Origin of the sequence: Pseudomonas sp. MRSN 12121 (assembly GCF_000931465.1) — a bacterium.
Lineage (GTDB): Bacteria > Pseudomonadota > Gammaproteobacteria > Pseudomonadales > Pseudomonadaceae > Aquipseudomonas.
This window is the reverse complement of record NZ_CP010892.1, coordinates 929,420-954,205: the sequence shown is the minus strand read 5'-3', so window position 1 is coordinate 954,205 and position 24,786 is coordinate 929,420. Positions and strand designations below refer to the sequence as shown.

The following is a 24,786-nucleotide window of genomic DNA, read 5'->3' as shown; positions in this document are numbered from 1 at the left end:
GCCGCGCCTATTACTCGAACCAATGGGCTCGGGCGGCCATGATCAACTTGCCGGCACGATCATCGTCAATGCCGTCGATGTCGAGCAGGTCGTCAATAGACTGCTCGGCCAGGTCTTCGCGGGTAATTACGCCGCGCACCGCCAGTTCCATCGCCAAATCCTTGTCCATACCCTCAAGCGAGAGCAGGTCTTCGGCCGGATGGGCGTCTGCCAGCTTTTCCTCAGTAGCGATGGCTTTAGTCAACAAGCGATCCTTGGCACGAGCGCGAAGCTCGTTGACGATGTCTTCGTCAAAGCCGTCGATGTTGAGCATTTCTTCCAACGGTACGTAGGCAATCTCTTCCAGGCTGGTGAAGCCTTCATCAACCAGCACCTGCGCCAGTTCTTCATCGACTTCCAACTCTTCGATGAAATTGCGCAGGATGTCGCCGGTTTCAGCTTGCTGCTTGGCCTGGATGTCCGATTCGGTCATCACGTTCAGGGTCCAGCCAGTCAACTGGCTGGCCAGACGCACGTTCTGGCCGCCGCGACCGATGGCCTGAGCCAGGTTGTCTGCGCCAACGGCGATATCCATGGCATGGGCATCTTCGTCGACGATGATGGCCGCAACTTCGGCCGGCGACATGGCATTGATCACGAACTGGGCCGGGTTGTCGTCCCACAGGACGATGTCCACACGCTCACCGCCCAACTCACCGGAAACGGCCTGGACGCGCGAACCGCGCATACCGATGCACGCGCCCTGAGGGTCAATGCGCTTGTCTTTGGAGCGGACCGCGATCTTGGCGCGCGATCCCGGATCACGGGAAGCCGCCATGACTTCGATCAGGCCTTCGGCGATTTCCGGCACTTCGATACGGAACAGCTCGATCAGCATTTCCGGCGCGGTACGCGACAGGATCAACTGCGGGCCGCGGTTCTCGGTGCGGATTTCCTTGAGCAGCGCACGAAGACGCACGCCAACACGGAAGGTCTCACGGGAAATGATGTCTTCACGAGCCAGCAACGCCTCGGCGTTGTTACCCAGGTCGACGATCACGTTGTCACGTGTCACTTTCTTCACGGTGCCGGAGATGATCTCACCCAGGCGCTCGCGGTAGGCATCGACGACTTGAGCGCGCTCTGCTTCGCGAACCTTCTGCACGATGACCTGTTTGGCAGTCTGGGCAGCGATACGGCCGAACTCGATCGACTCGATCTTTTCCTCGACGACATCACCGACTTTTGCACCCGGATGGGTTTCCTGGACCTTGCTCGGCCAGGTTTCCACAGCCGGATCGTCCAGATCCGCCTCTTCGACTACCGTCCAGCGACGGAAAGTCTCGTAAGCACCGGTGTGGCGATTGATTTCCACACGCAGATCAACTTCGTCCTCAAAACGCTTTTTGGTAGCAGTGGCCAGGGCCAGCTCCAGCGCTTCAAAAATCACGCTTGCCGGTACACCCTTTTCATTGGATACCGACTCAACAACCAGCAGTACTTCTTTGCTCATCGTACGCCTCGCCTTTCGCAAGCCATTGGATCCGCGGGATCCGCGTCTCAGTCAAAACTGGGAATTATGTGGGCCTTGTCGATCATGTCGATCGGCAACAGGAACTCATGGTCATCCACCTGCACCACGACATCCTGTTCCTCCACACCGCGGAGAAGGCCCTGAAAATTACGCCGACCTTCAAAAGGCGAGCGCAGCTTGATCTTCACTTGTTCACCGACATACTTGGCAAACTGTTCAAGAGTGAACAGCGGGCGTTCCATGCCAGGAGAGGAAACTTCAAGGGTGTATTCAACGGAGATCGGATCTTCGACATCCAGAACACCGCTGAGCTGACGGCTGACGATGGCGCAATCGTCCACCAGCACGCCGCCTTCTTTATCGATATAAACGCGCAACAGTGAGTGGCGACCTTGAGCCGAAAACTCGATACCCCAGCATTCATAGCCAAGGGCCACGACCACCGGGGCCAACAAGGCCTGCAACTGTTCTAGCTTGCTCGACACCTGAACCCCCTCGTGCATGCTTGTGCAAATAAAAAATGGGCGAAGCGCCCATCCCGGAAACGCCGTTGAACAGCGGCGTTATAAAGTGTCCAGCTAACAAAAAGCCCCTGAAAAGGGGCTCCGCTAAAACTGGTTGCGGGGGCCGGATTTGAACCGACGACCTTCGGGTTATGAGCCCGACGAGCTACCAGACTGCTCCACCCCGCGACAAAGCTGGGGCGGAAGTATACGATCGATCCCTTTTTGGGTCAATGTAACCTTCCACCTACAAGAAAGCCCGCAACAGCGGGCTCTCCTGATAATTGGTACCGAGAAGGGGACTCGAACCCCTACACCCTATGGGCACAACCACCTCAAGGTTGCGTGTCTACCAATTCCACCACCTCGGCATAGACTACGTTACTGCATGAAACTCTTCTTACTTCTGCTCTGGAGCTTGAGGTACGTCAGTCGCATTGGTTGCCGACTTTTGCTCTTGGAGCACCGGGACATCATCAGAAGCCGGTTTTTGCTTTGGCGCTTCAAGCACCGCTGGATCTGGCAAACCTACTTGAGTCAGCTCATGAGCTTTCTCTTTAGCAAAGTAACCTAACCCTAAGCTGGTTATGAAAAAACCTGCGGCAAGTATAGCAGTAAACTTACTAAGAAAGGTAGAGGAACCTTGGCTTCCGAACACAGTATTTGAAGCACCTGCTCCGAAAGACGCACCAGCGTCCGCACCTTTACCCTGCTGCAGCAATACCAGAGCCACTACGCCCAGCGCACCCAGCAGATGAAAAACGACTACGACTGTTTCCAGCATTTTTTCAGTTTCCCGCGGCGCGACAGATCGCACCGAACTCATCTGCATTCAGGGAAGCTCCACCAATGAGCCCCCCATCGATATCCGGCATGCCGAACAGTTCGACCGCATTGGCCGCCTTCACGCTGCCGCCGTATAGAAGCCGCACACCTCGTGCCACCTCAGAGTTTTCTGCCGCCAACTGCTCACGAATGGCTTTGTGCACATCCTGAGCCTGTTGCGGCGAAGCAGTCAGCCCGGTGCCAATCGCCCAGACCGGCTCGTAAGCGATAACGGCATTGGCAAACGCACCAACACCCAACTCTTCGATGATGCTGCCCAGCTGACGCCCGACAACCTCAAGAGTCTTCCCGGCCTCGCGCTGCTCGAGGGTTTCCCCTACACACAAGACCGGCTTCAAGCCACAAGCCTGTGCTGCTGCGAACTTACGATTCAGCGTACCGTCACGCTCACCCATCATCAGGCGACGTTCGGAGTGCCCAACCAGCACCAGGGAACAACCTGCATCCACCAGCTGACTCGGAGCAACTTCCCCTGTCAGCGCACCTTGCATGGGTTCCACCGCAGAGTTCTGCGCGCCGACCGAGATCGACTTGCCTTTCAAGCCATCAATCACTTGATTGATATACAAGCAAGGCGGGAACACCGCGACATCAACACCGCTAGGCAAGGCCAGATGACGCAGGCCATTGAGCAGCTCAGCGACGCTGGCGCGGGTACCGTGCATTTTCCAGTTACCAGCTACCATAGGGCGACGCATGCTGTACCTCGTCGGTCAAAGTGGGCGCAGATGTTACCCAACCGTATCAACACTGGCAAGCCGAAATCAGGCAGAAACTTCCGCAACCAGTTTTGCCAGTTCATCAGCATAGCCACGAACCTGAGCCTCATCGTCACCCTCGACCATGACGCGAACCAAAGGCTCTGTACCCGACTTGCGCAGCAGTACGCGCCCACGCCCCGCCATCGCGCTGGTAACGCGCGCGCAGGCTTCTTTGACCGCGGGATGCTCAACAGGGTTGGCGCCGCCGCCAAAGCGAACATTGACCAGAATCTGCGGGCACTTGCGCAGCGCTTGGCGCGATTGTGCCAGCCCCTCGTTACGGCGCTTCAACGCCATCAATACCTGCAGGGCCGCAATGATCGCATCCCCGGTAGTAGTGTGCTGGAAGCAAACGATATGACCGGAGTTTTCACCCCCTACCAGCCACTGGCGCTCAAGCAACTCGGCGATGACATAACGATCGCCGACATTAGCGCGAATGAATGGAATCCCCAGATCAGCCAGGGCCAACTCGAGGCCCAGGTTGCTCATCAAGGTACCGACTACACCGCCCTGCAGCTTGTTACGCTCGTGCATATCCCGGGCGATGATAAACAGCAGCTCGTCACCATCAACGATTGCGCCTGTATGGTCGACCATCAACACGCGGTCGCCATCGCCATCAAAAGCGATACCCAGATCGGCATGCTCAGCCAACACCGCCGCTTGCAACTGCGCCATATGGGTCGAGCCGCAATTGTCGTTGATGTTCAAGCCATTAGGCTGGGCAGAGAGCACTACGACCTCAGCCCCCAATTCGCGGAATACGCTTGGCGCCACCTTGTAAGTCGCACCGTGGGCGCAATCGACAACGATCTTCAGCCCAGCAAAGCTGGTACTGGAAGGAACACTGCTCTTGCAGAATTCGATATAGCGGCCCGAGGCATCATTGATACGCGAGACCTTGCCCAACTTGCTCGACTCCACCACGGTCATCGGCGCATCCAGCAACTCCTCGATCATCAGCTCAACCTCATCCGGGAGCTTGGTACCCTCACCCGAGAAGAACTTGATGCCGTTGTCATCATGAGGATTATGCGACGCGCTGATCACAATCCCTGCCTCGGCATGGAAAGTGCGGGTCAGGTAGGCAATCGCGGGAGTAGGCATCGGGCCCAGCAGCATCACATCCGCACCTGCGGCAGACAGACCCGCCTCTAGTGCGGATTCAAACATGTATCCGGAAATACGCGTGTCCTTCCCTACCAATACACGGCAGGCGCCCATGCTGCGAAAGGCCATACCCGCGGCCCAACCCAGCTTGAGCATGAAATCCGGGGTAATAGGGTACACACCCACACGACCGCGAATGCCGTCGGTGCCAAAGTACTTCTTGCTCATAAGTGCTCCATCATTCTTATTCGGCTGATTCCACAGCTGTAATCATCCGCACGACATCAACCGTCTCGGCCACATCATGGACCCGCAGGATCCTCGCCCCCTTGGTCATCGCCAAGGCGGCAAGTGCCAACCCGCCATACAAGCGCCCATCAACAGGATGATTCAACGCCTGCCCTATCATGCTCTTTCGCGAAACCCCAACCAGCAACGGCCGACCAAGGGCATTCAGGGACTCCATATGCTTGAACAGACTCAAGTTGTGCTGCAGGGTTTTCGCGAAACCAAAACCTGGATCCAGGATCACTCGCTCCGCGCCAATACCAACCGCCGCACACTGCGCCATGCGCTCAACAAGAAATTCGCCCACCTCCCTGGTTACATCCTGATAGCGAGGATTATCCTGCATATCGCCAGGCTCACCGAGCATGTGCATCAGACAGACAGGCAAGCCCGTGGCCGCTGCCGCATCCAGCGCACCGTCGCGCCGCAACGAACGAACGTCATTGATCAAGCCTGCACCCAAACGCGCCGTTTCACGCATGACCGCTGGAGTGGAGGTATCGACTGAAATAATGACATCCAGTTCACAATGGATACGCTCGACGATAGGCGCCACACGCTCAAGCTCTTCAAGCGGCGACACCGCTCGCGCGCCAGGACGAGTGGATTCGCCCCCCACATCAATCAGCGTAGCGCCAGCCTGCACCATCGCCTCTGCATGACGCAAAGCGGCATCAAGGTGATTGAAGCGACCACCATCGGAAAATGAATCGGGGGTGACATTAAGAATGCCCATGACATGCGTATGGGCCAAATCAAGAACCCGGTTGCCGCAAGGCAACCGGGTCGAGGACGACGAAGAAGTCATTTCAAACCTTAGTGGTCAGCAGCCGGGCCACCAATCGGTGTTTCTGGACGCTCATTCTGTACCACCGGAGGCGTGGTACCCGAGCCGCCCTCCCAATCGCGAGGCTCGCGAGGGGTGCGTCCCGCCATGATGTCGTCGATCTGCTCCGCATCGATCGTTTCATACTTCATCAAGGCATCGGCCATCGCATCCAGCTTGTCGCGATTATCCGTGAGGATCTGCTTGGCGGTGCCATAGCACTGGTCGATGATGCTGCGGACCTCGGAGTCGATCAGCTTGGCCGTTTCTGCAGACAGGCTGGCATGCTGGCTACCGGCGCTACGCCCCAGAAAGACTTCACCTTCCTCCTCGGCATACATCAAGGGGCCCAGTTTCTCGGAGAGACCCCACTTGGTCACCATATTCCGAGCAATCTGGCTGGCGCGCATGATGTCGTTGGAGGCGCCGGTGGTTACGCCATCAAAGCCCAGCGTCATTTCTTCGGCGATACGACCGCCATAGAGCGAACAGATCTGACTGATCAACGCACGCTTGGACAGGCTGTAGCGATCTTCTTCCGGCAGGAACATGGTCACGCCCAGCGCTCGACCACGAGGGATGATCGAAACCTTGTAGACCGGATCGTGCTCAGGCACCACGCGCCCCACGATCGCATGACCAGCTTCGTGATAAGCGGTGTTCTGCTTTTCTTTCTCGGACATGACCATGGATTTGCGCTCCGCGCCCATCATGATCTTGTCTTTTGCCAGTTCGAACTCTTTCATCTCGACAATGCGCTTGCCGCTGCGGGCCGCGAATAGCGATGCCTCGTTCACCAGGTTGGCCAGGTCGGCACCCGAGAAACCAGGAGTACCACGAGCGATGACCGCAGGAGCGACATCCTCACCCATCGGCACCTTACGCATGTGAACCTTCAAAATCTGTTCACGACCACGGATATCCGGCAGCCCCACCACGACCTGACGGTCAAAACGGCCGGGACGCAGCAGTGCCGGGTCCAGTACATCGGGACGGTTGGTCGCTGCAATAACGATGATGCCATCGTTCATTTCAAAGCCATCCATCTCGACCAGCAACTGGTTGAGGGTCTGCTCACGCTCATCATGACCACCGCCCATGCCAGCGCCACGATGACGACCGACGGCATCGATCTCGTCGATGAAGATGATGCATGGAGCGTGCTTCTTGGCCTGCTCGAACATGTCGCGAACGCGGCTGGCGCCCACACCGACGAACATTTCAACGAAGTCGGAACCAGAAATGGTGAAGAACGGTACCTTGGCTTCGCCGGCAATGGCCTTGGCCAGCAGGGTCTTACCTGTACCAGGAGGACCTACCATCAACACACCGCGCGGAATACGGCCACCCAAGCGCTGGAACTTGCCTGGATCGCGCAGGAACTCCACCAACTCACCCACTTCTTCCTTGGCTTCATCACAACCGGCAACATCCGCCAGGGTGGTTTTCACTTGATCTTCGGACAGCAGGCGCGCCTTGCTCTTGCCAAAGCTCATCGGCCCGCCCTTGCCTCCGGCACCGCCCTGCATCTGCCGCATGAAGAACATGAAGACCGCGATAATCACCAGGATTGGGAAGCTGGCGACCAACAATTGGGTCCAGATGCTTTGCTGCTCAGGCTGCTTGCCTTCGACGACTACGTGGTTATCTACCAGATCACCGATCAGACCGTTGTCCTGAATCGCAGGGCGAATGGTCTTGAAACTGTCACCATCGTTGCGCTTACCAGTAATCACATAGCCATCAACGGCTACGCGCTCGACCTTGCCATCCTTAACTTGCTGGATGAAGTCGGAATAGTTGAGGGTCTGCGGCTCGTTAGGGCTGGAGAAGTTGTTCATCACAGTCACCAGGACGGCCGCGATGATCAACCACAGGATCAGATTCTTTGCCATATCGTTCAATTAACTACCCTCTGAAGCAAGCTCCGCTGCTGGCGCGCGCTTCGCATGATATTCACCGACCTAACTTACTACATTACCTACAGCTCTGGCAGGCACCGTCTGTAACCCTTTGTGAAACCCAGATGACACAATATTCGTTTAAGCGCCCAGGACGAAATACGAAAAAACTATCAACCCAGTCAAAACGTCGCTATTCAATACGCCCGCGAAAACCGCGCCCCAGCAGATACTGCTCGCGCGAACGATCGCGGGAAGAACTCGGTTTGCGCATCACAACCTTGTCGAACATCTTGCGAACGTTCTTGTGGTATTCGTCGAAACCTTCTCCCTGGAAAATCTTGATCAGGAAGTCGCCACCAGGACGAAGAACCCGCCCCGCCAAATCCAAGGCCAATTCACATAGGAACATCGCCCTCGGCATATCTACCGCTGGCGTACCACTCATATTGGGGGCCATATCGGAAATCACAAGGTCGACTTCGGAATTTCCGACAGCCTCGAGAATCTGGGCCAGTACCGCATCCTCGGTAAAGTCGCCCTGAATGAAGGTCACGTCAGGAATACCATCCATTTCCAGGATGTCGGAGGCAATCAACCGGCCCTGCCCGCCAATCAGACGACTGGTAACCTGCGACCAGCCGCCAGGGGCCGCACCGAGATCGATCACGCTCATTCCCGGGCGGATCAGGCGATCCTTTTCCTGGATTTCCAACAATTTGTAGCTGGCACGCGAACGATACCCATCTTTCTGCGCCATTTTGACGAACGGGTCGTTGAAGTGCTCTTTCAGCCAGTTATGGCTTGTCTTGGAACGGGCCACGGGCCACCTCAAAAAATAAAACGGGTCGTGATTAACTGGGCGGTCCCGGACGCGCTCGGGTAAACTGGCCGCCGCTTTTTACAAGATCAGACGCAGGGGTCAGATTATGCCGCTCACTCAAGAGCAGAAGAAACAGTACAAATCCATTGGCCACCATCTGAAACCAGTATTGATTGTGGCTGACAACGGTTTGACCGAAGGTGTATTGGCCGAACTTGAACGCGCCTTGAGCGATCACGAGCTGATCAAGATCAAGCTCAACATCCTCGAACGCGAATCCCGCCTGGAGGCCATTGCAGAACTGTGCAAGGCCGGCAAGGCAGACCTGGTACAGGTCATCGGCAAAATGGCATTGATTTATCGCAAGAACGCCAAGGTAAACAAGCAACTGTCCAACGTCCATCGCTTCCATTGACGTCGGCGAGGGTCAAGGGTGCGCTTCGCGCGCCCTGCCACTCCATCCCGGTACCGGTTGCAACACCAGCACCAGACCGGAGAAGCCCAAGACAAGATAGCTGAACAACGACCAGCGCTCGGCATCCGGCAGCCCGATACGCACCGCGAAGTACATCGCACTGGCATAGAGCCCCATCAACAGCAACTGCCCACGCATATCCCGCCACAAGCTCGCCAGCCCTTCAGCACGCACTAACACCAGCACCTGAAGAGCAATGCAGACCGCCGAAAAACCAACCAGCAGCCCGCTCAGCATATTGCCAATTTCTTCGATCAGCAGCGGCGCCAGGCCAATCTGACCGAGCGCCGGCAATAAACCGATATGCAACAACCACACCCCACCGACCCATAACATCTGGGCCAGCTGCCAAAGCATGGCGCCCGCCTTCAGCAGGCGCCCTCGCTCAGATGTGACGGACTTCGACAATCTCGTACTCGATCACGCCGCTTGGCGTTTTAACGGCCACCACATCACCCTCTTCCTTGGCGATCAAGGCACGGGCAATTGGCGAACCTACAGAGATTTTTCCGAGTTTGATATCAGCCTCATCCTCACCAACGATCTGGTAAGTAACGCTTTCATCGGTCTCAACGTTGGCGATCTCGACGGTGGTGCCGAAAATCACCTTGCCTGTATGCGCAATGGTCGTCACATCGATGACCACTGCGTTTTGCAGGCGGCCCTCGATGTCGCGGATGCGCGCCTCGACCATCCCCTGCTCTTCGCGAGCGGCATGGTATTCGGCATTTTCCTTGAGGTCGCCGAGCTCCCGAGCCTCACCGATGGCCTGGCTCAAACGCGGCCGCTCGACCTTGCTGAGAAACGTCAGCTCTTCCTCCAGGGCCTTGGCGCCCTGGACGGTCATTGGGTATTTATTCATGCCTTCAATCCTGCGTGTAGATCCTGCAAGCGGCGCACAGTCTTCTCGGGACCGAACTTCAGCGCTTCACAGATAGCTTCGCCAGCAGCAATGGTCGTGGTGCAGTAGATCTTGTGCTGCAAGGCGTTACGACGAATGGAATAGGAGTCAGCGATCGACTGACGACCTTCGGTGGTGTTGATGATCAGCGTGACTTCGTCATTCTTGATCATGTCGACCACGTGCGGACGGCCTTCGGTCACCTTGTTCACACGACGCACCTTCAAGCCCGCCGCCTCGATCAACTTGGCGGTACCGGCAGTAGCCACTACTTCGAAGCCCAGGTTGATCAGGTCGCGAGCCACGCCCGCCACCAACGGCTTGTCATCGTTACGAACGCTGATGAACGCAGTACCGCCGGTCGGCAGCACTTCACTGGCACCCATCTGCGCCTTGGCAAAGGCCTCGCCGAAGGTATCGCCAACGCCCATCACCTCACCGGTCGACTTCATCTCTGGGCCGAGGATCGGGTCGACGCCCGGGAATTTGGCGAACGGGAATACCGCTTCCTTGACGCTATAGAAGTTCGGAATGATTTCCTTGGTGAAACCCAGCTCTTGCAGGGTCTTACCCGCCATGACCCGCGCAGCGATCATCGCCAGGGAAACACCGATGCACTTGGAAACGAACGGTACGGTACGGGAAGCGCGCGGGTTCACCTCGATGACGTAGATCTGCTCACCCTGCAGGGCCAGCTGTACGTTCATCAGGCCAACCACGCCCAGTTCCAGGGCCATCTTCTTGACCTGCTCGCGCATCTCGTCCTGGATGTGCGCAGGCAGCGAGTACGGAGGCAGCGAGCAAGCGGAGTCACCGGAGTGCACGCCAGCCTGTTCGATGTGCTGCATGATCGCGCCGATCACCACGTCCTTGCCGTCGCAAACCGCATCCACGTCCATCTCGATGGCGCAGTTGAGGAAGTGATCCAGCAGGACCGGGCTGTCGTTGGACACTTGCACCGCTTCACGCAGGTAGCGCTTGAGCTCTTCTTCTTCGTAAACGATTTCCATCGCCCGGCCGCCCAATACATAGGACGGGCGCACCACCAGTGGATAACCGATCTTGGCTGCGGCACGAATCGCTTCGTCTTCGCTGCGCACGGTGGCGTTTGGTGGCTGACGCAGGTTCAGGCGCTCGACCATCTGCTGGAAGCGCTCACGGTCTTCGGCGCGGTCGATGGCGTCCGGGCTGGTACCGATGATTGGCACGCCAGCGGCTTCCAGGGCACGCGCCAGTTTCAGCGGTGTCTGACCACCGTACTGGACGATCACGCCCTTCGGCTTCTCGACACGGACGATTTCCAGCACGTCTTCCAGCGTAACGGGCTCGAAGTACAGGCGGTCGGAGGTGTCGTAGTCGGTGGAAACGGTTTCCGGGTTGCAGTTGACCATGATGGTCTCGTAACCGTCGTCGCGCAGGGCCAGTGCCGCGTGCACGCAGCAATAGTCAAACTCGATGCCCTGACCGATACGGTTCGGACCACCGCCCAGGATCATGATCTTGTCGCGACCCGAAGGAGCAGCCTCGCACTCTTCCTCATAGGTCGAGTACAGGTAGGCGGTATCGGTGGCGAACTCGGCCGCGCAGGTGTCGACGCGCTTGTAGACCGGGAATACTTCCAGCTTCTGGCGATGGGTGCGCAGGTTCTTCTCGGTTACGCCCAGCAGCTTGGCCAGACGCTGATCGGAGAAACCTTTGCGCTTGAGACGGAACATCAGGTCGCGGTCGATGGCCGACAACCCGAGAGTCTTGACCTTCTCTTCTTCCTTGATCAGATCTTCGATCTGCACCAGGAACCAAGGGTCGATCATGTTCATGCCGAAGATCTGCTCGACGGTCATGCCGGCACGGAAGGCATCGGCCACGTACCAGATGCGCTCGGCGCCCGGCACGGTCAGCTCGCGCTTGAGCACGTTCAGGCTTTCCGGGTTGCTCAGGTCGAGCTTCGGGTCCAGGCCGCAAACGCCAACTTCCAGGCCACGCAGGGCTTTCTGCAGGGACTCCTGGAAGGTCCGGCCAATGGCCATGACTTCACCTACCGACTTCATTTGCGTGGTGAGGCGTGCGTCGGCCTTGGAGAATTTCTCGAAGGCAAAACGTGGCAGCTTGGTCACGACGTAGTCGATGGACGGCTCGAAGGACGCCGGGGTCTTGCCGCCGGTAATGTCGTTGGACAGTTCGTCCAGGGTGTAGCCCACGGCCAGCTTGGCCGCGACCTTGGCGATCGGGAAGCCGGTCGCTTTCGAGGCCAGAGCCGAGGAGCGGGATACCCGCGGGTTCATCTCGATAACCACCATGCGCCCAGTGTTCGGGCAGATGCCGAACTGAACGTTGGAGCCACCGGTTTCCACGCCGATCTCGCGCAGTACCGCCAGGGAGGCGTTACGCAGGATCTGGTATTCCTTGTCGGTCAGGGTCTGGGCTGGAGCCACGGTGATCGAGTCGCCGGTGTGCACGCCCATCGGGTCGAAGTTCTCGATCGAGCAGACGATGATGCAGTTGTCCTTCTTATCGCGGACCACCTCCATCTCGTACTCTTTCCAGCCGATCAGCGATTCGTCGATCAGCAGTTCCTTGGTCGGCGACAGGTCCAGGCCACGGGCGCAGATTTCTTCGAACTCTTCACGGTTGTAGGCGATGCCGCCACCGGTGCCGCCCATGGTGAAGGACGGACGGATGATGCACGGGAAGCCCAGCTTCTCGAGAACCGCGTTGGCCTCGTCCATGCTGTGGGCGATACCGGAGCGCGGGCACTCCAGGCCGATTGCCTTCATCGCGGCGTCGAAGCGCGAACGGTCTTCAGCCTTGTCGATGGTATCGGCGTTGGCGCCGATCATTTCCACACCGAACTTCTCCAGAACGCCTTCGCGCTCCAGGTCCAGGGCGCAGTTCAACGCAGTCTGGCCACCCATGGTCGGCAGCAAGGCGTCCGGACGCTCTTTTTCGATGATCTTGGCAACGGTCTGCCACTTGATCGGCTCGATGTAGGTAGCGTCTGCCATGGCCGGGTCGGTCATGATGGTCGCCGGGTTGGAGTTCACCAGGATGACCCGGTAGCCCTCTTCGCGCAGGGCCTTGCAGGCCTGGGCGCCGGAGTAGTCGAATTCGCAGGCCTGGCCGATCACGATCGGGCCAGCGCCGAGAATCAGGATGCTTTTAATGTCTGTACGTTTTGGCATGGGTTGTCACTCGAATCCGCAGGTCAGTCGGCAAGCCGTCTTGATCAAATCTCTGAAGCGCTGAAGGGGCCACCGAAGCCGGGACCACCTTCAGGGGCGAGCACTCAGCGTCGCTTGGCCATCTCGTTGATGAAGCGATCGAACAGCGGCGCCACATCGTTCGGGCCCGGGCTCGCTTCAGGGTGGCCCTGGAAGCTGAATGCGCTCTTGTCGGTACGCTCGATACCTTGCAGAGTGCCGTCGAACAGCGATTTGTGGATCGCCCTCACGTTGCCCGGCAGCGTGGCTTCGTCCACCGCAAAGCCGTGGTTCTGGCTAGTGATCATCACCACACCGCTGTCCAGATCCTGGACCGGGTGGTTGGCGCCGTGGTGACCATGGCCCATCTTCACGGTCTTCGCACCGGAGGCCAGGGCCAGCAGCTGATGGCCCAGGCAGATACCGAATACCGGGATCTCGGTTTCCAGCACGTCCTTGATCGCCTGGATGGCGTAGTCGCAAGGCTCGGGATCGCCAGGGCCGTTAGACAGGAACACGCCGTCAGGCTTGAGCGCCAGGACTTCGCTGGCCGGGGTTTGCGCCGGCACCACGGTCACGCGGCAGCCACGCTCGACCAGCATGCGCAGAATGTTCAGCTTGACGCCGTAGTCGTAGGCGACCACGTGGTAAGGCAGCTCGGAAGCCTCGAGAGTCGGGTGGCTGTCAGTCTTCAGGTTCCAGACACTGGAGCGCCACTCGTAGCTTTCCTTGGTACTGACGACTTTCGCCAGATCCATGCCTTTCAGGCCCGGGAAGCTGCGCGCCGCGGCGATGGCCGCTTCCTCGGAGATATTGTCGCCGGCCATGATGCAGCCGTTCTGCGCGCCTTTTTCGCGCAGGATGCGCGTCAGGCGACGGGTGTCGATACCGGCGATCGCCACCACATTGTTGGCTTTCAGGTAGTCGGACAGGGACAAGGTGTTACGCCAGTTGCTCGCGACCAGCGGCAGATCGCGAATCACCAGACCGGCCGACCAGACACGATCGGATTCGGCATCTTCCGGCGTGGTGCCGGTATTGCCGATATGTGGATAAGTCAGGGTAACGATCTGTTGGGCGTAGGAAGGATCGGTAAGAATTTCCTGATAGCCGGTCATTGCGGTGTTAAACACCACCTCACCAACGGTCTGACCGTCGGCTCCAATGGCTTCGCCGCGAAAAATGCTGCCATCAGCAAGGGCGAGTATGGCTGGCTTAGTCAAGAAGACCTCCCGTAAATAGAACCTGAAAGGGCGATCGCAGGTTGTAAAAAAGCGGAGTGACGTATGGACACGTCACCCCGCTTCTTCACTGAATTATTCTGCGCGCTTTTAGTGGACACACTAAAGCTGTAGCTTACAGAAAAAGGCTTTTTCGGTCCACCGCTAAAGAGCCTTAAAGGCAGAGGAATGCGACAGAACATCGCTTAGCGGGATAAAACCGGGCTCAAGTGTGAAGCCAAGCCCTGTTTTGGATGCTTCTCAACGCAGATCCAGCACATCCTGCATGTCGTAAAGACCCGCCGGACGACCGTCCAGCCACAAAGCAGCACGCACCGCGCCCTTGGCAAAGGTCATGCGACTGGAAGCCTTGTGGGTAATCTCCAGGCGCTCGCCCTCAGCAGCGAACAGCACCGTATGATCACCCACCACATCGCCGCCGCGCACGGTGGCAAAACCAATGGTTTCCCGCTCACGCGCGCCGGTATGACCTTCACGCCCGTACACCGCGACCTTCTGCAGGTCACGCCCCAACGCATCGGCAATCACCTCGCCCATGCGCAAGGCAGTCCCTGAAGGCGCATCGATCTTGTGCCGGTGATGCGCTTCGATGATTTCGATATCCGCGTCATCGCCCAACACACGGGCTGCCATATCGAGCAGTTTCAGCGACAGGTTGACGCCAACGCTGAAGTTGGCCGCGAACACGATCGGAATATCCTTGCCCGCCTCGGCCAGCAGTTGCTTCTCCTTGGCACCCAGGCCAGTGGTGCCAATCACCATGGCCTTGCCTGCCTTCCGGCAGAACGCCAGGTTTTTCAGCATCACTTCCGGCAGCGTGAAATCGATCAACACATCGAATTCATCGGCAACCTTTTCCAGACTGTCGGACATCGGCACACCGATACGCCCCAACGAAGCCAACTCACCAGCATCCGCACCGACCAGCGAGCTGCCAGGCCGCACGATCGCGGCAGTCAGCCCGGAGAGCGGCGAGCGCTGCTGCACCGCCTCGACCAGGTTCTTGCCCATGCGCCCTGCAGCGCCCATCACAGCTATACGTCGCATGTCCCGCTCCTTACAGGTCGCCGAAGAAGCGCTTCACGCCTTCGAACCAGCCAGCGGTTTTCGGCGAGTGGCTATTGTCGTCCGCCAGGGATCCGCGCAGCTCTTCGAGCAACTCACGCTGACGGCGGCTCAAGTTCACCGGAGTTTCCACCGCAACACGGCACATCAGGTCGCCAGCGCCACCGCCTCGCACCGGAGCCACGCCCTTGCCACGCACGCGGAACTGCTTGCCGGTCTGGGTGCCCTCAGGGATCTTCAGCTTGACCCGGCCGTCCAGCGTCGGGATCTCCAGCTCGCCACCTAGCGCCGCATCGACGAAGCTGATCGGCACCTCACAGAACAGATGCTTGCCGTCGCGCTGGAAAATCGCGTGCTCACGCACATTGATCACCACATACAGGTCGCCCGTCGGGCCACCCTGGGTACCCGCCTCACCTTCGCCGGACAGACGAATGCGATCACCGGTATCCACACCCGCCGGCACTTTCACCGACAGCGTCTTGTACTCTTCGACACGACCTTCGCCGTGACAGGACTCACACGGGTCGGAAATGATCTTGCCCTGGCCATGGCACCGCGGGCAGGTCTGCTGCACCGAGAAGAACCCCTGCTGCATGCGCACCTGACCGATACCGCCACAGGTCGGACAGGTGACAGGCGAAGACCCCTTCTTGGCGCCCGAACCGTCGCAAGGCTTGCAATTGACCAGCGTCGGCACACGAATATTCACGGTGGTGCCGCGAACCGCTTCTTCCAGGTTCAATTCCAGGGTGTAGCGCAGGTCGCTGCCACGCTGGGCGCCGCCACGAGAGCCGCCGCGACCGCCACCAAAGAAATCACTGAAGACATCGCCAAAGATGTCGGAGAAATTCTGACCACCGAAGCCAGCACCGCCGCCACCCATGCTCGGGTCGACACCGGCATGACCGTACTGGTCATAGGCCGCGCGCTTGCTCGAATCAGACAGAACTTCGTAGGCCTCGTTGGCCTCCTTGAACAGATCTTCCGACGCCTTGTCGCCGGGATTACGGTCAGGGTGGTGCTTCATCGCCAGGCGGCGGTAAGCCTTTTTCAGGTCAGCTTCGCTCGAGCCTCGCTCCACACCCAATACTTCGTAATAGTCACGCTTTGCCATAAGTCTTCGCACTCTTAAGGACGTCCGGCAACGCTCTCCTGAGCCCCGCCAAACTCGTTGAGCCCCACTACAGGCCCGGACCCAACTCACGTCAATTCAACGATCCTGGTCTTGGATGGACGACCAACAGACTGGCCGACAATTGCGGTAGTCCCGAACGGAAAGCAGGAGCATTTCCACTCGTACCGCCAGCGCGCGAAAGGGTCGCACGCCGTAAAAAATTTTCGCTTGCTCCAGACACGCCAACGCGGGAGCAAGCTCCCGCGCGGCGACATCCTACCAGTCACCGCACGAAGGCAGTCAACCGGCCGACCAACAAGCAGTCTTACTTGTGGTCTTTTACTTCTTCGAACTCGGCGTCGACGACATCATCGGCTTTCTCGGCCGATTCGCCCTGCGCTGCCGCGCCTTCTGCTGGCTGAGCCTGCTCGGCGTACATCTTCTGAGCAACCGGAGCCGATACTTTCGACAACTCTTCGACCTTGGCGTCGATGGCAGCCTTGTCGTCGCCTTTAACAGCGGCTTCAAGAGCAACCACGGCAGCTTCGATCGCAGCCTTCTCTTCAGCGGTCACTTTGTCGCCCGCATCAGCGATCATCTTGCGAGTCGAGTGAACCAGGGCATCGCCTTGGTTACGCGCACTGGCCAGCTCTTCGAACTTGCGGTCTTCTTCGGCGTTGACTTCAGCATCGCGAACCATCTGCTGAATTTCTTCCTCGGACAGACCGGAGTTGGCCTTGATCACGATCGACTGAGTCTTGCCGGTCGCCTTGTCTTTCGCACCTACGTGCAGGATGCCGTTGGCGTCGATGTCGAAGGTCACTTCGATCTGTGGCACGCCGCGTGGAGCCGGCGGAATCTCGGCCAGGTCGAACTTGCCCAGGGACTTGTTCTGCGCGGCTTGCTTACGCTCGCCTTGCAGCACGTGAATGGTCACAGCGCCCTGGTTGTCGTCGGCAGTCGAGAACACTTGCGATTTCTTGGTAGGAATCGTGGTGTTTTTCTCGATCAGCGCGGTCATCACGCCACCCATGGTTTCGATACCCAGGGTCAGCGGGCTGACGTCCAGCAGCAGTACGTCTTTTACGTCACCAGCCAATACCGCGCCCTGGATGGCAGCACCCATGGCAACTGCTTCGTCCGGGTTCACGTCCTTGCGTGCTTCCTTGCCGAAGAAGTCGGTAACGGTCTTCTGAACCAGCGGCATACGGGTCTGACCACCGACCAGGATCACGTCGTTGATCTTGCTGACGTCGATACCGGCGTCTTTCATGGCGATGCGGCAAGGCTCGATGGTGCGCTGAACCAGGTCTTCGACCAGCGATTCCAGCTTGGCGCGGGAGATCTTCACGTTCAGGTGCTTAGGACCGGTGGCATCTGCAGTGATGTACGGCAGGTTGACGTCGGTCTGCTGGCTCGAGGACAGCTCGATCTTGGCTTTTTCCGCAGCTTCTTTCAGGCGCTGCATGGCCAGCGGGTCACCCTTGAGGTTCATGCCGCTTTCTTTCTTGAACTCGTCCACGAGGTAGTCGATCAGACGGATGTCGAAGTCTTCACCACCGAGGAAGGTGTCACCGTTGGTCGCCAGTACTTCGAACTGGTGCTCGCCATCGACTTCAGCGATTTCGATCACGGAAACGTCGAAGGTACCGCCACCCAGGTCATAAACGATTACGGTGTGATCGCCCTTGGCCTTGTCCATGCCGTAGGCCAGAGCGGCCGCGGTGGGTTCGTTGATGATACGTTTTACGTCCAGGCCCGCGATGCGGCCGGCGTCTTTGGTCGCCTGGCGCTGGCTGTCGTTGAAGTAGGCCGGAACGGTGATCACCGCTTCAGTCACAGCCTCGCCGAGGTAGTCTTCGGCGGTTTTCTTCATTTTCTTGAGGATTTCAGCCGAGATCTGTGGAGGTGCCATTTTCTGGCCGTTCACTTCCACCCAGGCGTCGCTGTTGTCAGCCTTGACGATCTTGTAAGGGACCATCTGGATGTCTTTCTGTACGACTTCTTCGTCGAAACGACGACCGATCAGACGCTTCACCGCGTACAGGGTGTTGTGCGGGTTGGTCACTGCCTGACGCTTGGCCGACTGGCCAACCAGGATCTCGCCATCGTTGGCGTAAGCGATGATGGACGGCGTAGTACGCGCGCCTTCAGCGTTTTCAATAACCTTTACGTTGCCGTTTTCAAGAATGGAGACGCAGGAGTTGGTAGTCCCCAGGTCGATACCGATAATTTTGCCCATGTTAACTCTCCCGAAACTTTAGATTTTGTTGCCGCAGCAGTGGTGGCTGACTGCGGTAGCACTTAAACGCTTGGCCTTTAGATGGGGGCGCTACGTACGATTTCAAGCCTTCTCATCAATCGAAGGCGAAACCGGTGCGGGCGCCTTGCTGACCACGACCATGGCCGGACGCAGCAGGCGGCCGTTGAGCTGATAGCCCTTCTGGAACACCTTGAGCACGCTGTTCGGCTCGACGTCGGCGCTTTCCTGCATGGCCATCGCCTGGTGCTGTTCAGCGTTGAACGGTTCGCCATGCGGATCGATCGCTTCCAACTGATAACGCTTCAGGGTGTCCTGGAACATCTTCAGGGTCAGCTCGATACCTTCGCGCATCGGTCGGATGCTTTCGTCGTCCGGACTGGACAACTCCAGACCGCGCTCGAGGCTGTCAATCACCGGCAGCAGGTCGCCAGCAAAGCGCTCGAGAGCGAATTTGTGAGCCTTTTCCACATCCTGCTCGGCACGGCGGCGGACGTTCTGCAGATCGGCCGCAACACGCAATGCCTGATCCTGAGCGCCAGCCAACTGCTCTTCGAGCACTTGCACACGAGCCGCCAGATCTTCGCCCGAAGCCTCGGGGGCCTGATTGGCGTCGAGATTTTGCGTATCCAGCGTCTGTTCGTCAGCCATACAATTCTCCTTTCAATATCCTCAGTGAGCTCAACTCACGCTTCTGCCCCGGTATATGGGGCCGTATTTTTCAGGTTCAAGGGCTGACGCCCCGGCAAAACGCATTGCAACGAGCGAACCGCCCTCCGCCTGCCATTCCCCCGCGCAATAAAAAAACCTGCCAACCAAGCCAATCGAGCTAAGGCCGGGCATTGTCAGCCGAAAACAAAACACTGTATAAATAACCAGACCTATAGTTTGGGAGCGGCCCTCATGCTGGTGCACCTGTCCGTACACAACTACGCCATCGTTGAACATCTGGATCTGGAACTGGATCGCGGGATGAGCGTCATCACGGGTGAAACCGGCGCCGGCAAATCGATCATGCTCGATGCCCTGGGGCTGACCCTTGGCGATCGCGCCGACAGCGGCGTGGTGCGCCCAGGCGCCGACAAGGCGGATATTCTCGCCACCTTCGACCTCGAGGACATTCCCGAGGCCCGCACCTGGCTCGCCGAACGCGACCTGGACAATGACAGCCCGTGCATCCTGCGCCGGGTCATCACCGCCGAAGGCCGCTCCCGAGGCTACATCAATGGCTCTCCCTGCCCGCTAAGCGATCTCAAAGCCCTCGGCGAACTGCTGATCGATATCCACAGTCAGCACGAGCACCAGTCGCTGCTGAAAACCGACACCCATCGCCGCCTGCTCGACGAATATGCCGGCGCGACCGACCTCGCCCGCCAGGTATCGCTGGCCGCTCAGCGTTGGCGCCAAACTCGTCAGGAACTGGAGCGCCTGTCCAATTCCGGGGATGAGCAGCGGGCTCGCCACCAGCTCCTCAGCTACCAGCTGGAGGAACTGGAGAACCTTGCCCTGGGCGAAAACGAGCTCGAACAGCTGGAGCTCGAGCACAAGAACCTGACCAATGCCGAGAGCTTGCTGGGGATCTGCCGGCAAGTCGTCGAGCACTGCAGCGAAAGCGATTCCGGCAACGTCCTGAGCGCCCTGACGGTGAGCCTCAATCGCCTGTCGAGCATTGGCAATGCGTCCGGCGCCCTGGCGGAGGCCACCAACCTGCTGGCTAGCGCACAGATCCAGGTCGAAGAAGCGGTCGGCGAACTGAACCGCTTCGTCGATCATTTCGATGCGGACCCGGCGCGCCTGCAACAGCTGGAGGAGCGGCTGGATGCTATCTATACCCTGGCGCGCAAACACCGGATCCAGCCCACCGAAGTGGTGGCCATGCAGCAGAAACTGCTGGAGGAAATCGAAACCCTGGATGCCAACGATGAGTCTATCGAGCGCCTGGGAGAGGAACTGCACGCCTACGCCCGTCACTATCACGAAAAAGCCCGGGAACTGAGCGAGTTGCGCCAACAAGCCGCAACCAGCCTGGCCAGCGCCGTAGAACAGGAAATCCAGCGCCTGGGCATGCCCGGCGGGCGCTTCACCATCGAACTGCACGCCAACAGCGGCGATGAGCTGCTGCCCAATGGGCTCGAACACGTCGAACTCCTGGTCAGCGCCAACCCCGGACAACCGCTCAAGGCCCTGGCCAAAGTGGCGTCCGGCGGTGAGCTGTCACGGATCAGCCTGGCAATCCAGGTGATTACCGCCCAGACCTCTCGGGTCCCTACCCTGGTATTCGACGAGGTGGACGTTGGCATCGGCGGCCCGACCGCGGAAATCGTCGGCCAATTGCTACGCCGCCTTGGCGAACGCGGCCAGGTATTGACGGTCACCCATTTACCGCAAGTGGCTGCCCAGGGCCATCAACACCTGTTCGTGCACAAGGTGCGCGGCAGCGATGCGACCCACACCGCCGTTTCCAAATTGGGCAAGACCGAGCGGATCGAAGAGGTGGCGCGCATGCTGGGCGGCATCGACCTGACCAAGGAGTCGCTGGCTCACGCGAAAAAAATGGTGGTCACCGCCAAGGCCTGAAAAATCCGCTTCTTTATATATGGAGCAGAAAGCACGAAGGCGACCCAAGGGTCGCCTTCGCTCGTTCACGGACAACGTCCGCGCGACATGCTTACTTCTTCGTGCGTACGTACAGCACCAAGTTGTGATCCACCAACTCGAAGCCATGCTTCTCGACAATCGCCTTCTGGAGCTTCTCGATTTCCTCGTCGAAGAATTCGATCACCTCACCGGAATCCACGTTGACCATATGGTCGTGGTGACCGCCGTCAGCCAACTCGAATACAGCATGACCACCATCAAAATTGTGGCGGACCACAAGGCCTGCTGCTTCAAACTGAGTCAGAACACGGTAAACCGTGGCCAGACCGACATCCTCGCCAGCTTCCATCAGCGCCTTGTAAACATCCTCGGCACTCATGTGGCGCTGCTCGGCGGAATCGAGCATTTGTAGAATTTTGACCCGTGGCAGAGTCACTTTAAGGCCGGCTTTACGTAGTTCGCTATTTTCAACCATGGTCAGCTTTCTCGCGGATGCTGCTTCGCAGCTCCTCTTAATGCGGGTATGATCGGGGTTTACGTTGTCCCAGCCAAGATAGTGGAAGTCGCCCACCGATGCAAAACACCAAGCTCTTGCTAACCAGTTTCACCTTCGTGGGACTGCTCGCACTCGCCGGTTGTTCATTCCCCGGGGTTTACAAAATCGACATCCAGCAGGGCAATGTCGTCACGCAGGACATGATAGACCAGTTACGCCCGGGAATGACCCGCCGGCAAGTACGGTTTATCATGGGCAACCCTCTGTTGACCGACACGTTCCATGCCGATCGCTGGGATTATCTGTACAGCCTGCAACCAGGTGGCGGTGAACGCCAGCAGGAACGCGTCAGCGTCATCTTCAATGGCAATGACCAACTGGTTAGTCTTTCCGGCGACTTCATGCCTGGCGTAAGCCGTGACGAAGCCATTCTGGGCAAGGACAGCGGCACTACCGTGACCACTCCGGCCGAAAATGCGGAACAGCCAAAACCGGAAAAGCCGGCCAAGCCTGGTTCTTTGCTCGATCAGATTCAGAAAGATGTCGACAATGTCGAGACAGTTCCGGTGCCGACACCAGAACCTCTGGATACCTCGCCGCAATAAGTGGCGAAATGAAAAGCCCGGCGAACCCGGGCTTTTTTATTGCCTGTCGACTGGCCTCAGGACTCTGAGGTACGCGCCCGAGCCTGCGCCGCCTTGGCCGCGCGCAGGCGTCGAACCTCTTTAGGATCGGCCAGCAATGGACGATAGATTTCGATCCGGTCACCCGCCTGCGCCAACTGCACCTCAGGCTTGGCAACCGCCTTGCCGAAAATCCCCAGCGGACAATCGTCCAGATCCAGCTCTGGAAATTGCGCTGCGATCCCGCAGGTCTTAACGGCTTCGCGAATGCTTGTTCCCGGGGGCACTGCAACGCCCAGCAATACCTGCCGCTCGACCGCGGCATATACCACTTCGATTTCGATCATCGACTCAGGCATGCAGTTGCTTGGCTCGCTGACAGAAGGCATCCACCAGGGTATTGGCCGCCTGATTGAACAGCGGTCCCAAGGTGGCACGGACCAACGGGCCGGCATAGTCAAACGACAAGTCCAGGCTGATCTTGCAGGCCTTTTCACCCAGCGGTTTGAAGATCCACACGCCGTGCAACTGGTTGAACGGCCCTTCTTCCAGATTCATTTCGATCGACTGGCCCGGCACCAGGGTATTGCGCGTGACGAAATGCTGGCTCAGCCCCCCCTTGGCAACCGCCAGGCTCGCGCGCATCTGCACCTCGCTGCTCTCCAGCACCTCGGCCGACGAACACCAGGGCAAGAACTCCGGATAACGGGCCACGTCATTGACCAGGTCGTACAAAAACTGCGCCGGATACGGCAGCAGGGCCGAGCGTTGAATATGTGTCGTCATGTCAGCGTCATTTCCACAACTGGGCGGCAAACACAATAAGAATGCCAATGGGCGCCACATAGCGCATCAAAAACAGGGTCAGGACAAACAGCAGCGGGCTGCGAATCGACAGCTCGTCACGCACCGCCTCGCGCCCCATGACCCAACCCGCGAATACCACAAAACAGAGACCGCCCAAGGGCAACATGATCCTCGAGGTGAAAAAGTCGATCACCCCGAAGAAGTCCAGGCCGCCCGCCGCCCCCCATTGGTAGAGGTGGAAAGCTCCGCCTTCGTTCACGAAGAACTTGGCCTGTTGCCAGATATTAAAGGAGAACACTGTCCCCAGCCCGACGAACCAGCAGGTGAACGCCAGCCAGAACGTCACCCAGCCGCGGCGAACCCGAGTCCGCTCGACCAGGTACGCCACCATCGGCTCCAGCAGCGAAATCGCCGAACTCCAGGCGGCGATGGCCACCAGGACAAAAAACACTACGCCCATCAACTGGCCGAATGCCACATTACCAAAGGCAAACGGCAAGCTGACAAACATCAACCCCGGCCCCTCGCTCGGGTTCAATCCGGCGGCGAACACGATCGGGAACAGCGCCAGGCCCGCCAACAGAGAAACAAAGGTGTCCAGCAGGGCCACGCCGACAATGGTGCCGGAAATGGAGGAATGCTTCGGCATGTAAGCGCCGTAAATCATGATGGAACCGACACCGACGCTCAGGGAGAAAAACGCGTGCCCCATGGCCGGAAGCAGGCCGTCGAGCAGCTTGTCGGCCTTGAAGTCGAACATGAAATGCACGCCATCCATGAAATGCCCGGTGGTCATGCTGTAGCCCAGGAGAATCACCAGCATCACGAACAGCAACGGCATCATGATGCGCAGGCTGCGTTCGAGACCGGCCACCACACCTTTGGCGATGACGACCGCCGACAACAGCATGAAGAGGGTATGCCACAGCGTCAGCCGCCAAGGGTCAGCAATCACCTGACCGAAATAGGCGCCGACCTGATCCGCCGCCACACCCTGGAAATCGCCGCGCCCCATATCGATGATGTAGTCCAGCGACCAGCCACCGACCACGCTGTAAAAGGACAGGATCAGCAAAGCCGTGATCATGCCGGCGAACGCCCCCCAGGACCATCGGGCCGAGTGCCCGGTCTCGAGAGCGAGCGCCTTCAAGGCATTGGCAGGACTTTGCCGGGCGCGGCGACCGATCAAGGTTTCGGCGAGCATCACCGGCACGCCGATCAGCGCGATGCAGGCCAGGAACACCAGGACGAAGGTGCCACCACCGTAGACGCCGACCATATAAGGGAATTTCCAGATACTGCCCAGACCCACGGCGGCACCGGTCGCCGCGAGGATGAACACCCAGCGACTGGCCCAGCCGCCGTGGACAGAAACCTTGTCCGTCGACATCAAAAACGCGCCCAACCGAAAAAAAGAGCGCGCATTGTCCGG

Annotated in this window: 23 protein-coding genes and 2 tRNA genes; 3 read left to right on the top strand and 22 right to left on the bottom strand. The window is 58.6% G+C overall.

From position 1 onward, the window contains the following. Positions 1 to 10 precede the first annotated feature (10 nt). The 10 genes from nusA to rlmE all read right to left on the bottom strand — a co-directional run bounded on the left by nusA (position 11) and on the right by rlmE (position 8,574). The gene (gene nusA, locus TO66_RS04265; RefSeq protein WP_009046934.1) at positions 11 to 1,492 is read right to left on the bottom strand and encodes a transcription termination factor NusA; all 1,482 of its coding nucleotides are present in this window, start codon (positions 1,490 to 1,492) and stop codon (positions 11 to 13) included. 47 nt (positions 1,493 to 1,539) lie between these two features. Next, on the bottom strand, positions 1,540 to 1,998 hold the full coding sequence (gene rimP / locus TO66_RS04260) for a ribosome maturation factor RimP (RefSeq protein WP_044465946.1): 459 nt from the start codon (positions 1,996 to 1,998) through the stop codon (positions 1,540 to 1,542). A 130-nt stretch (positions 1,999 to 2,128) separates the two neighbouring features. Beyond that, positions 2,129 to 2,205 (bottom strand) — tRNA-Met (locus tag TO66_RS04255). Between the two features lie 96 nt (positions 2,206 to 2,301). After that, positions 2,302 to 2,387: transfer RNA gene (locus tag TO66_RS04250), tRNA-Leu, on the bottom strand. A 29-nt stretch (positions 2,388 to 2,416) separates the two neighbouring features. Beyond that, a complete protein-coding gene (secG, locus tag TO66_RS32270) occupies positions 2,417 to 2,800 on the bottom strand; it encodes a preprotein translocase subunit SecG (RefSeq protein WP_080926012.1) in 384 nt (127 codons plus the stop codon). Positions 2,801 to 2,804: 4 nt separating this feature from the next. After that, positions 2,805 to 3,560: a triose-phosphate isomerase gene (tpiA, locus tag TO66_RS04240; protein ID WP_044461149.1), complete on the bottom strand. Its 756-nt coding sequence runs from the start codon at positions 3,558 to 3,560 to the stop codon at positions 2,805 to 2,807. A gap of 66 nt (positions 3,561 to 3,626) precedes the next feature. Continuing rightward, positions 3,627 to 4,964: a phosphoglucosamine mutase gene (gene glmM, locus TO66_RS04235; protein WP_044461148.1), complete on the bottom strand. Its 1,338-nt coding sequence runs from the start codon at positions 4,962 to 4,964 to the stop codon at positions 3,627 to 3,629. A 16-nt stretch (positions 4,965 to 4,980) separates the two neighbouring features. Then, positions 4,981 to 5,832 carry a dihydropteroate synthase gene (gene folP, locus TO66_RS04230; protein ID WP_044461147.1) on the bottom strand — a complete coding sequence of 284 codons (852 nt, stop codon included), beginning with the start codon at positions 5,830 to 5,832 and terminating at the stop codon, positions 4,981 to 4,983. Between the two features lie 8 nt (positions 5,833 to 5,840). After that, a complete protein-coding gene (ftsH, locus tag TO66_RS04225; RefSeq protein WP_009046930.1) occupies positions 5,841 to 7,745 on the bottom strand; it encodes an ATP-dependent zinc metalloprotease FtsH in 1,905 nt (634 codons plus the stop codon). Between the two features lie 199 nt (positions 7,746 to 7,944). Further along, positions 7,945 to 8,574 carry a 23S rRNA (uridine(2552)-2'-O)-methyltransferase RlmE gene (gene rlmE / locus TO66_RS04220; RefSeq protein ID WP_044461146.1) on the bottom strand — a complete coding sequence of 210 codons (630 nt, stop codon included), beginning with the start codon at positions 8,572 to 8,574 and terminating at the stop codon, positions 7,945 to 7,947. A gap of 106 nt (positions 8,575 to 8,680) precedes the next feature. Here rlmE and TO66_RS04215 point away from each other — a divergent pair, with 106 nt between their 5' ends. Further along, positions 8,681 to 8,989, top strand: coding sequence for a YhbY family RNA-binding protein (locus TO66_RS04215; RefSeq protein WP_044461145.1), 309 nt, complete (start codon positions 8,681 to 8,683; stop codon positions 8,987 to 8,989). A 12-nt stretch (positions 8,990 to 9,001) separates the two neighbouring features. Here the strand turns inward: TO66_RS04215 and TO66_RS04210 are convergent, their stop codons facing one another. The 8 genes from TO66_RS04210 to grpE all read right to left on the bottom strand — a co-directional run bounded on the left by TO66_RS04210 (position 9,002) and on the right by grpE (position 19,481). Further along, on the bottom strand, positions 9,002 to 9,406 hold the full coding sequence (locus TO66_RS04210) for a hypothetical protein (RefSeq protein WP_044461144.1): 405 nt from the start codon (positions 9,404 to 9,406) through the stop codon (positions 9,002 to 9,004). 28 nt (positions 9,407 to 9,434) lie between these two features. Continuing rightward, positions 9,435 to 9,911: a transcription elongation factor GreA gene (gene greA, locus TO66_RS04205; protein ID WP_044461143.1), complete on the bottom strand. Its 477-nt coding sequence runs from the start codon at positions 9,909 to 9,911 to the stop codon at positions 9,435 to 9,437. After that, the gene (gene carB / locus TO66_RS04200; protein ID WP_044461142.1) at positions 9,908 to 13,129 is read right to left on the bottom strand and encodes a carbamoyl-phosphate synthase large subunit; all 3,222 of its coding nucleotides are present in this window, start codon (positions 13,127 to 13,129) and stop codon (positions 9,908 to 9,910) included. The genes greA and carB overlap by 4 nt, the downstream gene beginning before the upstream one ends. Positions 13,130 to 13,233: 104 nt before the next feature. Continuing rightward, a complete protein-coding gene (gene carA / locus TO66_RS04195; RefSeq protein WP_044461141.1) occupies positions 13,234 to 14,370 on the bottom strand; it encodes a glutamine-hydrolyzing carbamoyl-phosphate synthase small subunit in 1,137 nt (378 codons plus the stop codon). A 258-nt stretch (positions 14,371 to 14,628) separates the two neighbouring features. Then, positions 14,629 to 15,435: a 4-hydroxy-tetrahydrodipicolinate reductase gene (gene dapB, locus TO66_RS04190; protein WP_044461140.1), complete on the bottom strand. Its 807-nt coding sequence runs from the start codon at positions 15,433 to 15,435 to the stop codon at positions 14,629 to 14,631. Positions 15,436 to 15,445: 10 nt separating this feature from the next. Further along, the gene (dnaJ, locus tag TO66_RS04185) at positions 15,446 to 16,570 is read right to left on the bottom strand and encodes a molecular chaperone DnaJ (protein ID WP_044461139.1); all 1,125 of its coding nucleotides are present in this window, start codon (positions 16,568 to 16,570) and stop codon (positions 15,446 to 15,448) included. Between the two features lie 325 nt (positions 16,571 to 16,895). Continuing rightward, on the bottom strand, positions 16,896 to 18,812 hold the full coding sequence (gene dnaK, locus TO66_RS04180) for a molecular chaperone DnaK (protein ID WP_044461138.1): 1,917 nt from the start codon (positions 18,810 to 18,812) through the stop codon (positions 16,896 to 16,898). Between the two features lie 102 nt (positions 18,813 to 18,914). Then, positions 18,915 to 19,481, bottom strand: a complete 567-nt coding sequence (gene grpE, locus TO66_RS04175; RefSeq protein ID WP_007920848.1) for a nucleotide exchange factor GrpE — start codon at positions 19,479 to 19,481, stop codon at positions 18,915 to 18,917. A 252-nt stretch (positions 19,482 to 19,733) separates the two neighbouring features. On the opposite strand from grpE, the gene recN reads away from it, so the two are divergent. Further along, positions 19,734 to 21,407: a DNA repair protein RecN gene (gene recN / locus TO66_RS04170; protein ID WP_044461137.1), complete on the top strand. Its 1,674-nt coding sequence runs from the start codon at positions 19,734 to 19,736 to the stop codon at positions 21,405 to 21,407. A gap of 91 nt (positions 21,408 to 21,498) precedes the next feature. Here the strand turns inward: recN and fur are convergent, their stop codons facing one another. Next, positions 21,499 to 21,903 (bottom strand): ferric iron uptake transcriptional regulator, encoded by a 405-nt coding sequence (fur, locus tag TO66_RS04165; protein ID WP_007920840.1) that lies wholly within the window; start codon positions 21,901 to 21,903, stop codon positions 21,499 to 21,501. Between the two features lie 98 nt (positions 21,904 to 22,001). On the opposite strand from fur, the gene TO66_RS04160 reads away from it, so the two are divergent. Then, complete coding sequence (locus TO66_RS04160; protein ID WP_044461136.1) at positions 22,002 to 22,529, top strand: outer membrane protein assembly factor BamE; 528 nt, start codon at positions 22,002 to 22,004, stop codon at positions 22,527 to 22,529. A gap of 56 nt (positions 22,530 to 22,585) precedes the next feature. Here the strand turns inward: TO66_RS04160 and TO66_RS04155 are convergent, their stop codons facing one another. From TO66_RS04155 to TO66_RS04145, 3 genes are read right to left on the bottom strand one after another with little or no spacing between them, the layout of a single operon-like run. After that, complete coding sequence (locus TO66_RS04155) at positions 22,586 to 22,894, bottom strand: RnfH family protein (RefSeq protein ID WP_044465945.1); 309 nt, start codon at positions 22,892 to 22,894, stop codon at positions 22,586 to 22,588. 4 nt (positions 22,895 to 22,898) lie between these two features. Continuing rightward, on the bottom strand, positions 22,899 to 23,333 hold the full coding sequence (locus TO66_RS04150) for a type II toxin-antitoxin system RatA family toxin (RefSeq protein WP_007920838.1): 435 nt from the start codon (positions 23,331 to 23,333) through the stop codon (positions 22,899 to 22,901). A 7-nt stretch (positions 23,334 to 23,340) separates the two neighbouring features. Next, on the bottom strand, positions 23,341 to 24,744 hold the full coding sequence (locus tag TO66_RS04145; RefSeq protein ID WP_044465944.1) for a sodium-dependent transporter: 1,404 nt from the start codon (positions 24,742 to 24,744) through the stop codon (positions 23,341 to 23,343). Between the last annotated feature and the right edge of the window lie 42 nt (positions 24,745 to 24,786).

Bases quoted from the DNA above. Each gene is read 5' to 3' on its own strand.
- nusA (WP_009046934.1), bottom strand. From the start codon at position 1,492: ATGAGCAAAGAAGTACTGCTGGTTGTTGAGTCGGTATCCAATGAAAAG.
- secG (WP_080926012.1), bottom strand. From the start codon at position 2,800: ATGCTGGAAACAGTCGTAGTCGTTTTTCATCTGCTGGGTGCGCTGGGC.
- tpiA (WP_044461149.1), bottom strand. From the start codon at position 3,560: ATGCGTCGCCCTATGGTAGCTGGTAACTGGAAAATGCACGGTACCCGC.
- glmM (WP_044461148.1), bottom strand. From the start codon at position 4,964: ATGAGCAAGAAGTACTTTGGCACCGACGGCATTCGCGGTCGTGTGGGT.
- folP (WP_044461147.1), bottom strand. From the start codon at position 5,832: ATGACTTCTTCGTCGTCCTCGACCCGGTTGCCTTGCGGCAACCGGGTT.
- ftsH (WP_009046930.1), bottom strand. From the start codon at position 7,745: ATGGCAAAGAATCTGATCCTGTGGTTGATCATCGCGGCCGTCCTGGTG.
- TO66_RS04215 (WP_044461145.1), top strand. From the start codon at position 8,681: ATGCCGCTCACTCAAGAGCAGAAGAAACAGTACAAATCCATTGGCCAC.
- TO66_RS04210 (WP_044461144.1), bottom strand. From the start codon at position 9,406: ATGCTTTGGCAGCTGGCCCAGATGTTATGGGTCGGTGGGGTGTGGTTG.
- greA (WP_044461143.1), bottom strand. From the start codon at position 9,911: ATGAATAAATACCCAATGACCGTCCAGGGCGCCAAGGCCCTGGAGGAA.
- carB (WP_044461142.1), bottom strand. From the start codon at position 13,129: ATGCCAAAACGTACAGACATTAAAAGCATCCTGATTCTCGGCGCTGGC.
- dapB (WP_044461140.1), bottom strand. From the start codon at position 15,435: ATGCGACGTATAGCTGTGATGGGCGCTGCAGGGCGCATGGGCAAGAAC.
- dnaJ (WP_044461139.1), bottom strand. From the start codon at position 16,570: ATGGCAAAGCGTGACTATTACGAAGTATTGGGTGTGGAGCGAGGCTCG.
- dnaK (WP_044461138.1), bottom strand. From the start codon at position 18,812: ATGGGCAAAATTATCGGTATCGACCTGGGGACTACCAACTCCTGCGTC.
- grpE (WP_007920848.1), bottom strand. From the start codon at position 19,481: ATGGCTGACGAACAGACGCTGGATACGCAAAATCTCGACGCCAATCAG.
- recN (WP_044461137.1), top strand. From the start codon at position 19,734: ATGCTGGTGCACCTGTCCGTACACAACTACGCCATCGTTGAACATCTG.
- fur (WP_007920840.1), bottom strand. From the start codon at position 21,903: ATGGTTGAAAATAGCGAACTACGTAAAGCCGGCCTTAAAGTGACTCTG.
- TO66_RS04160 (WP_044461136.1), top strand. From the start codon at position 22,002: ATGCAAAACACCAAGCTCTTGCTAACCAGTTTCACCTTCGTGGGACTG.
- TO66_RS04155 (WP_044465945.1), bottom strand. From the start codon at position 22,894: ATGATCGAAATCGAAGTGGTATATGCCGCGGTCGAGCGGCAGGTATTG.
- TO66_RS04150 (WP_007920838.1), bottom strand. From the start codon at position 23,333: ATGACGACACATATTCAACGCTCGGCCCTGCTGCCGTATCCGGCGCAG.
- TO66_RS04145 (WP_044465944.1), bottom strand. From the start codon at position 24,744: ATGTCGACGGACAAGGTTTCTGTCCACGGCGGCTGGGCCAGTCGCTGG.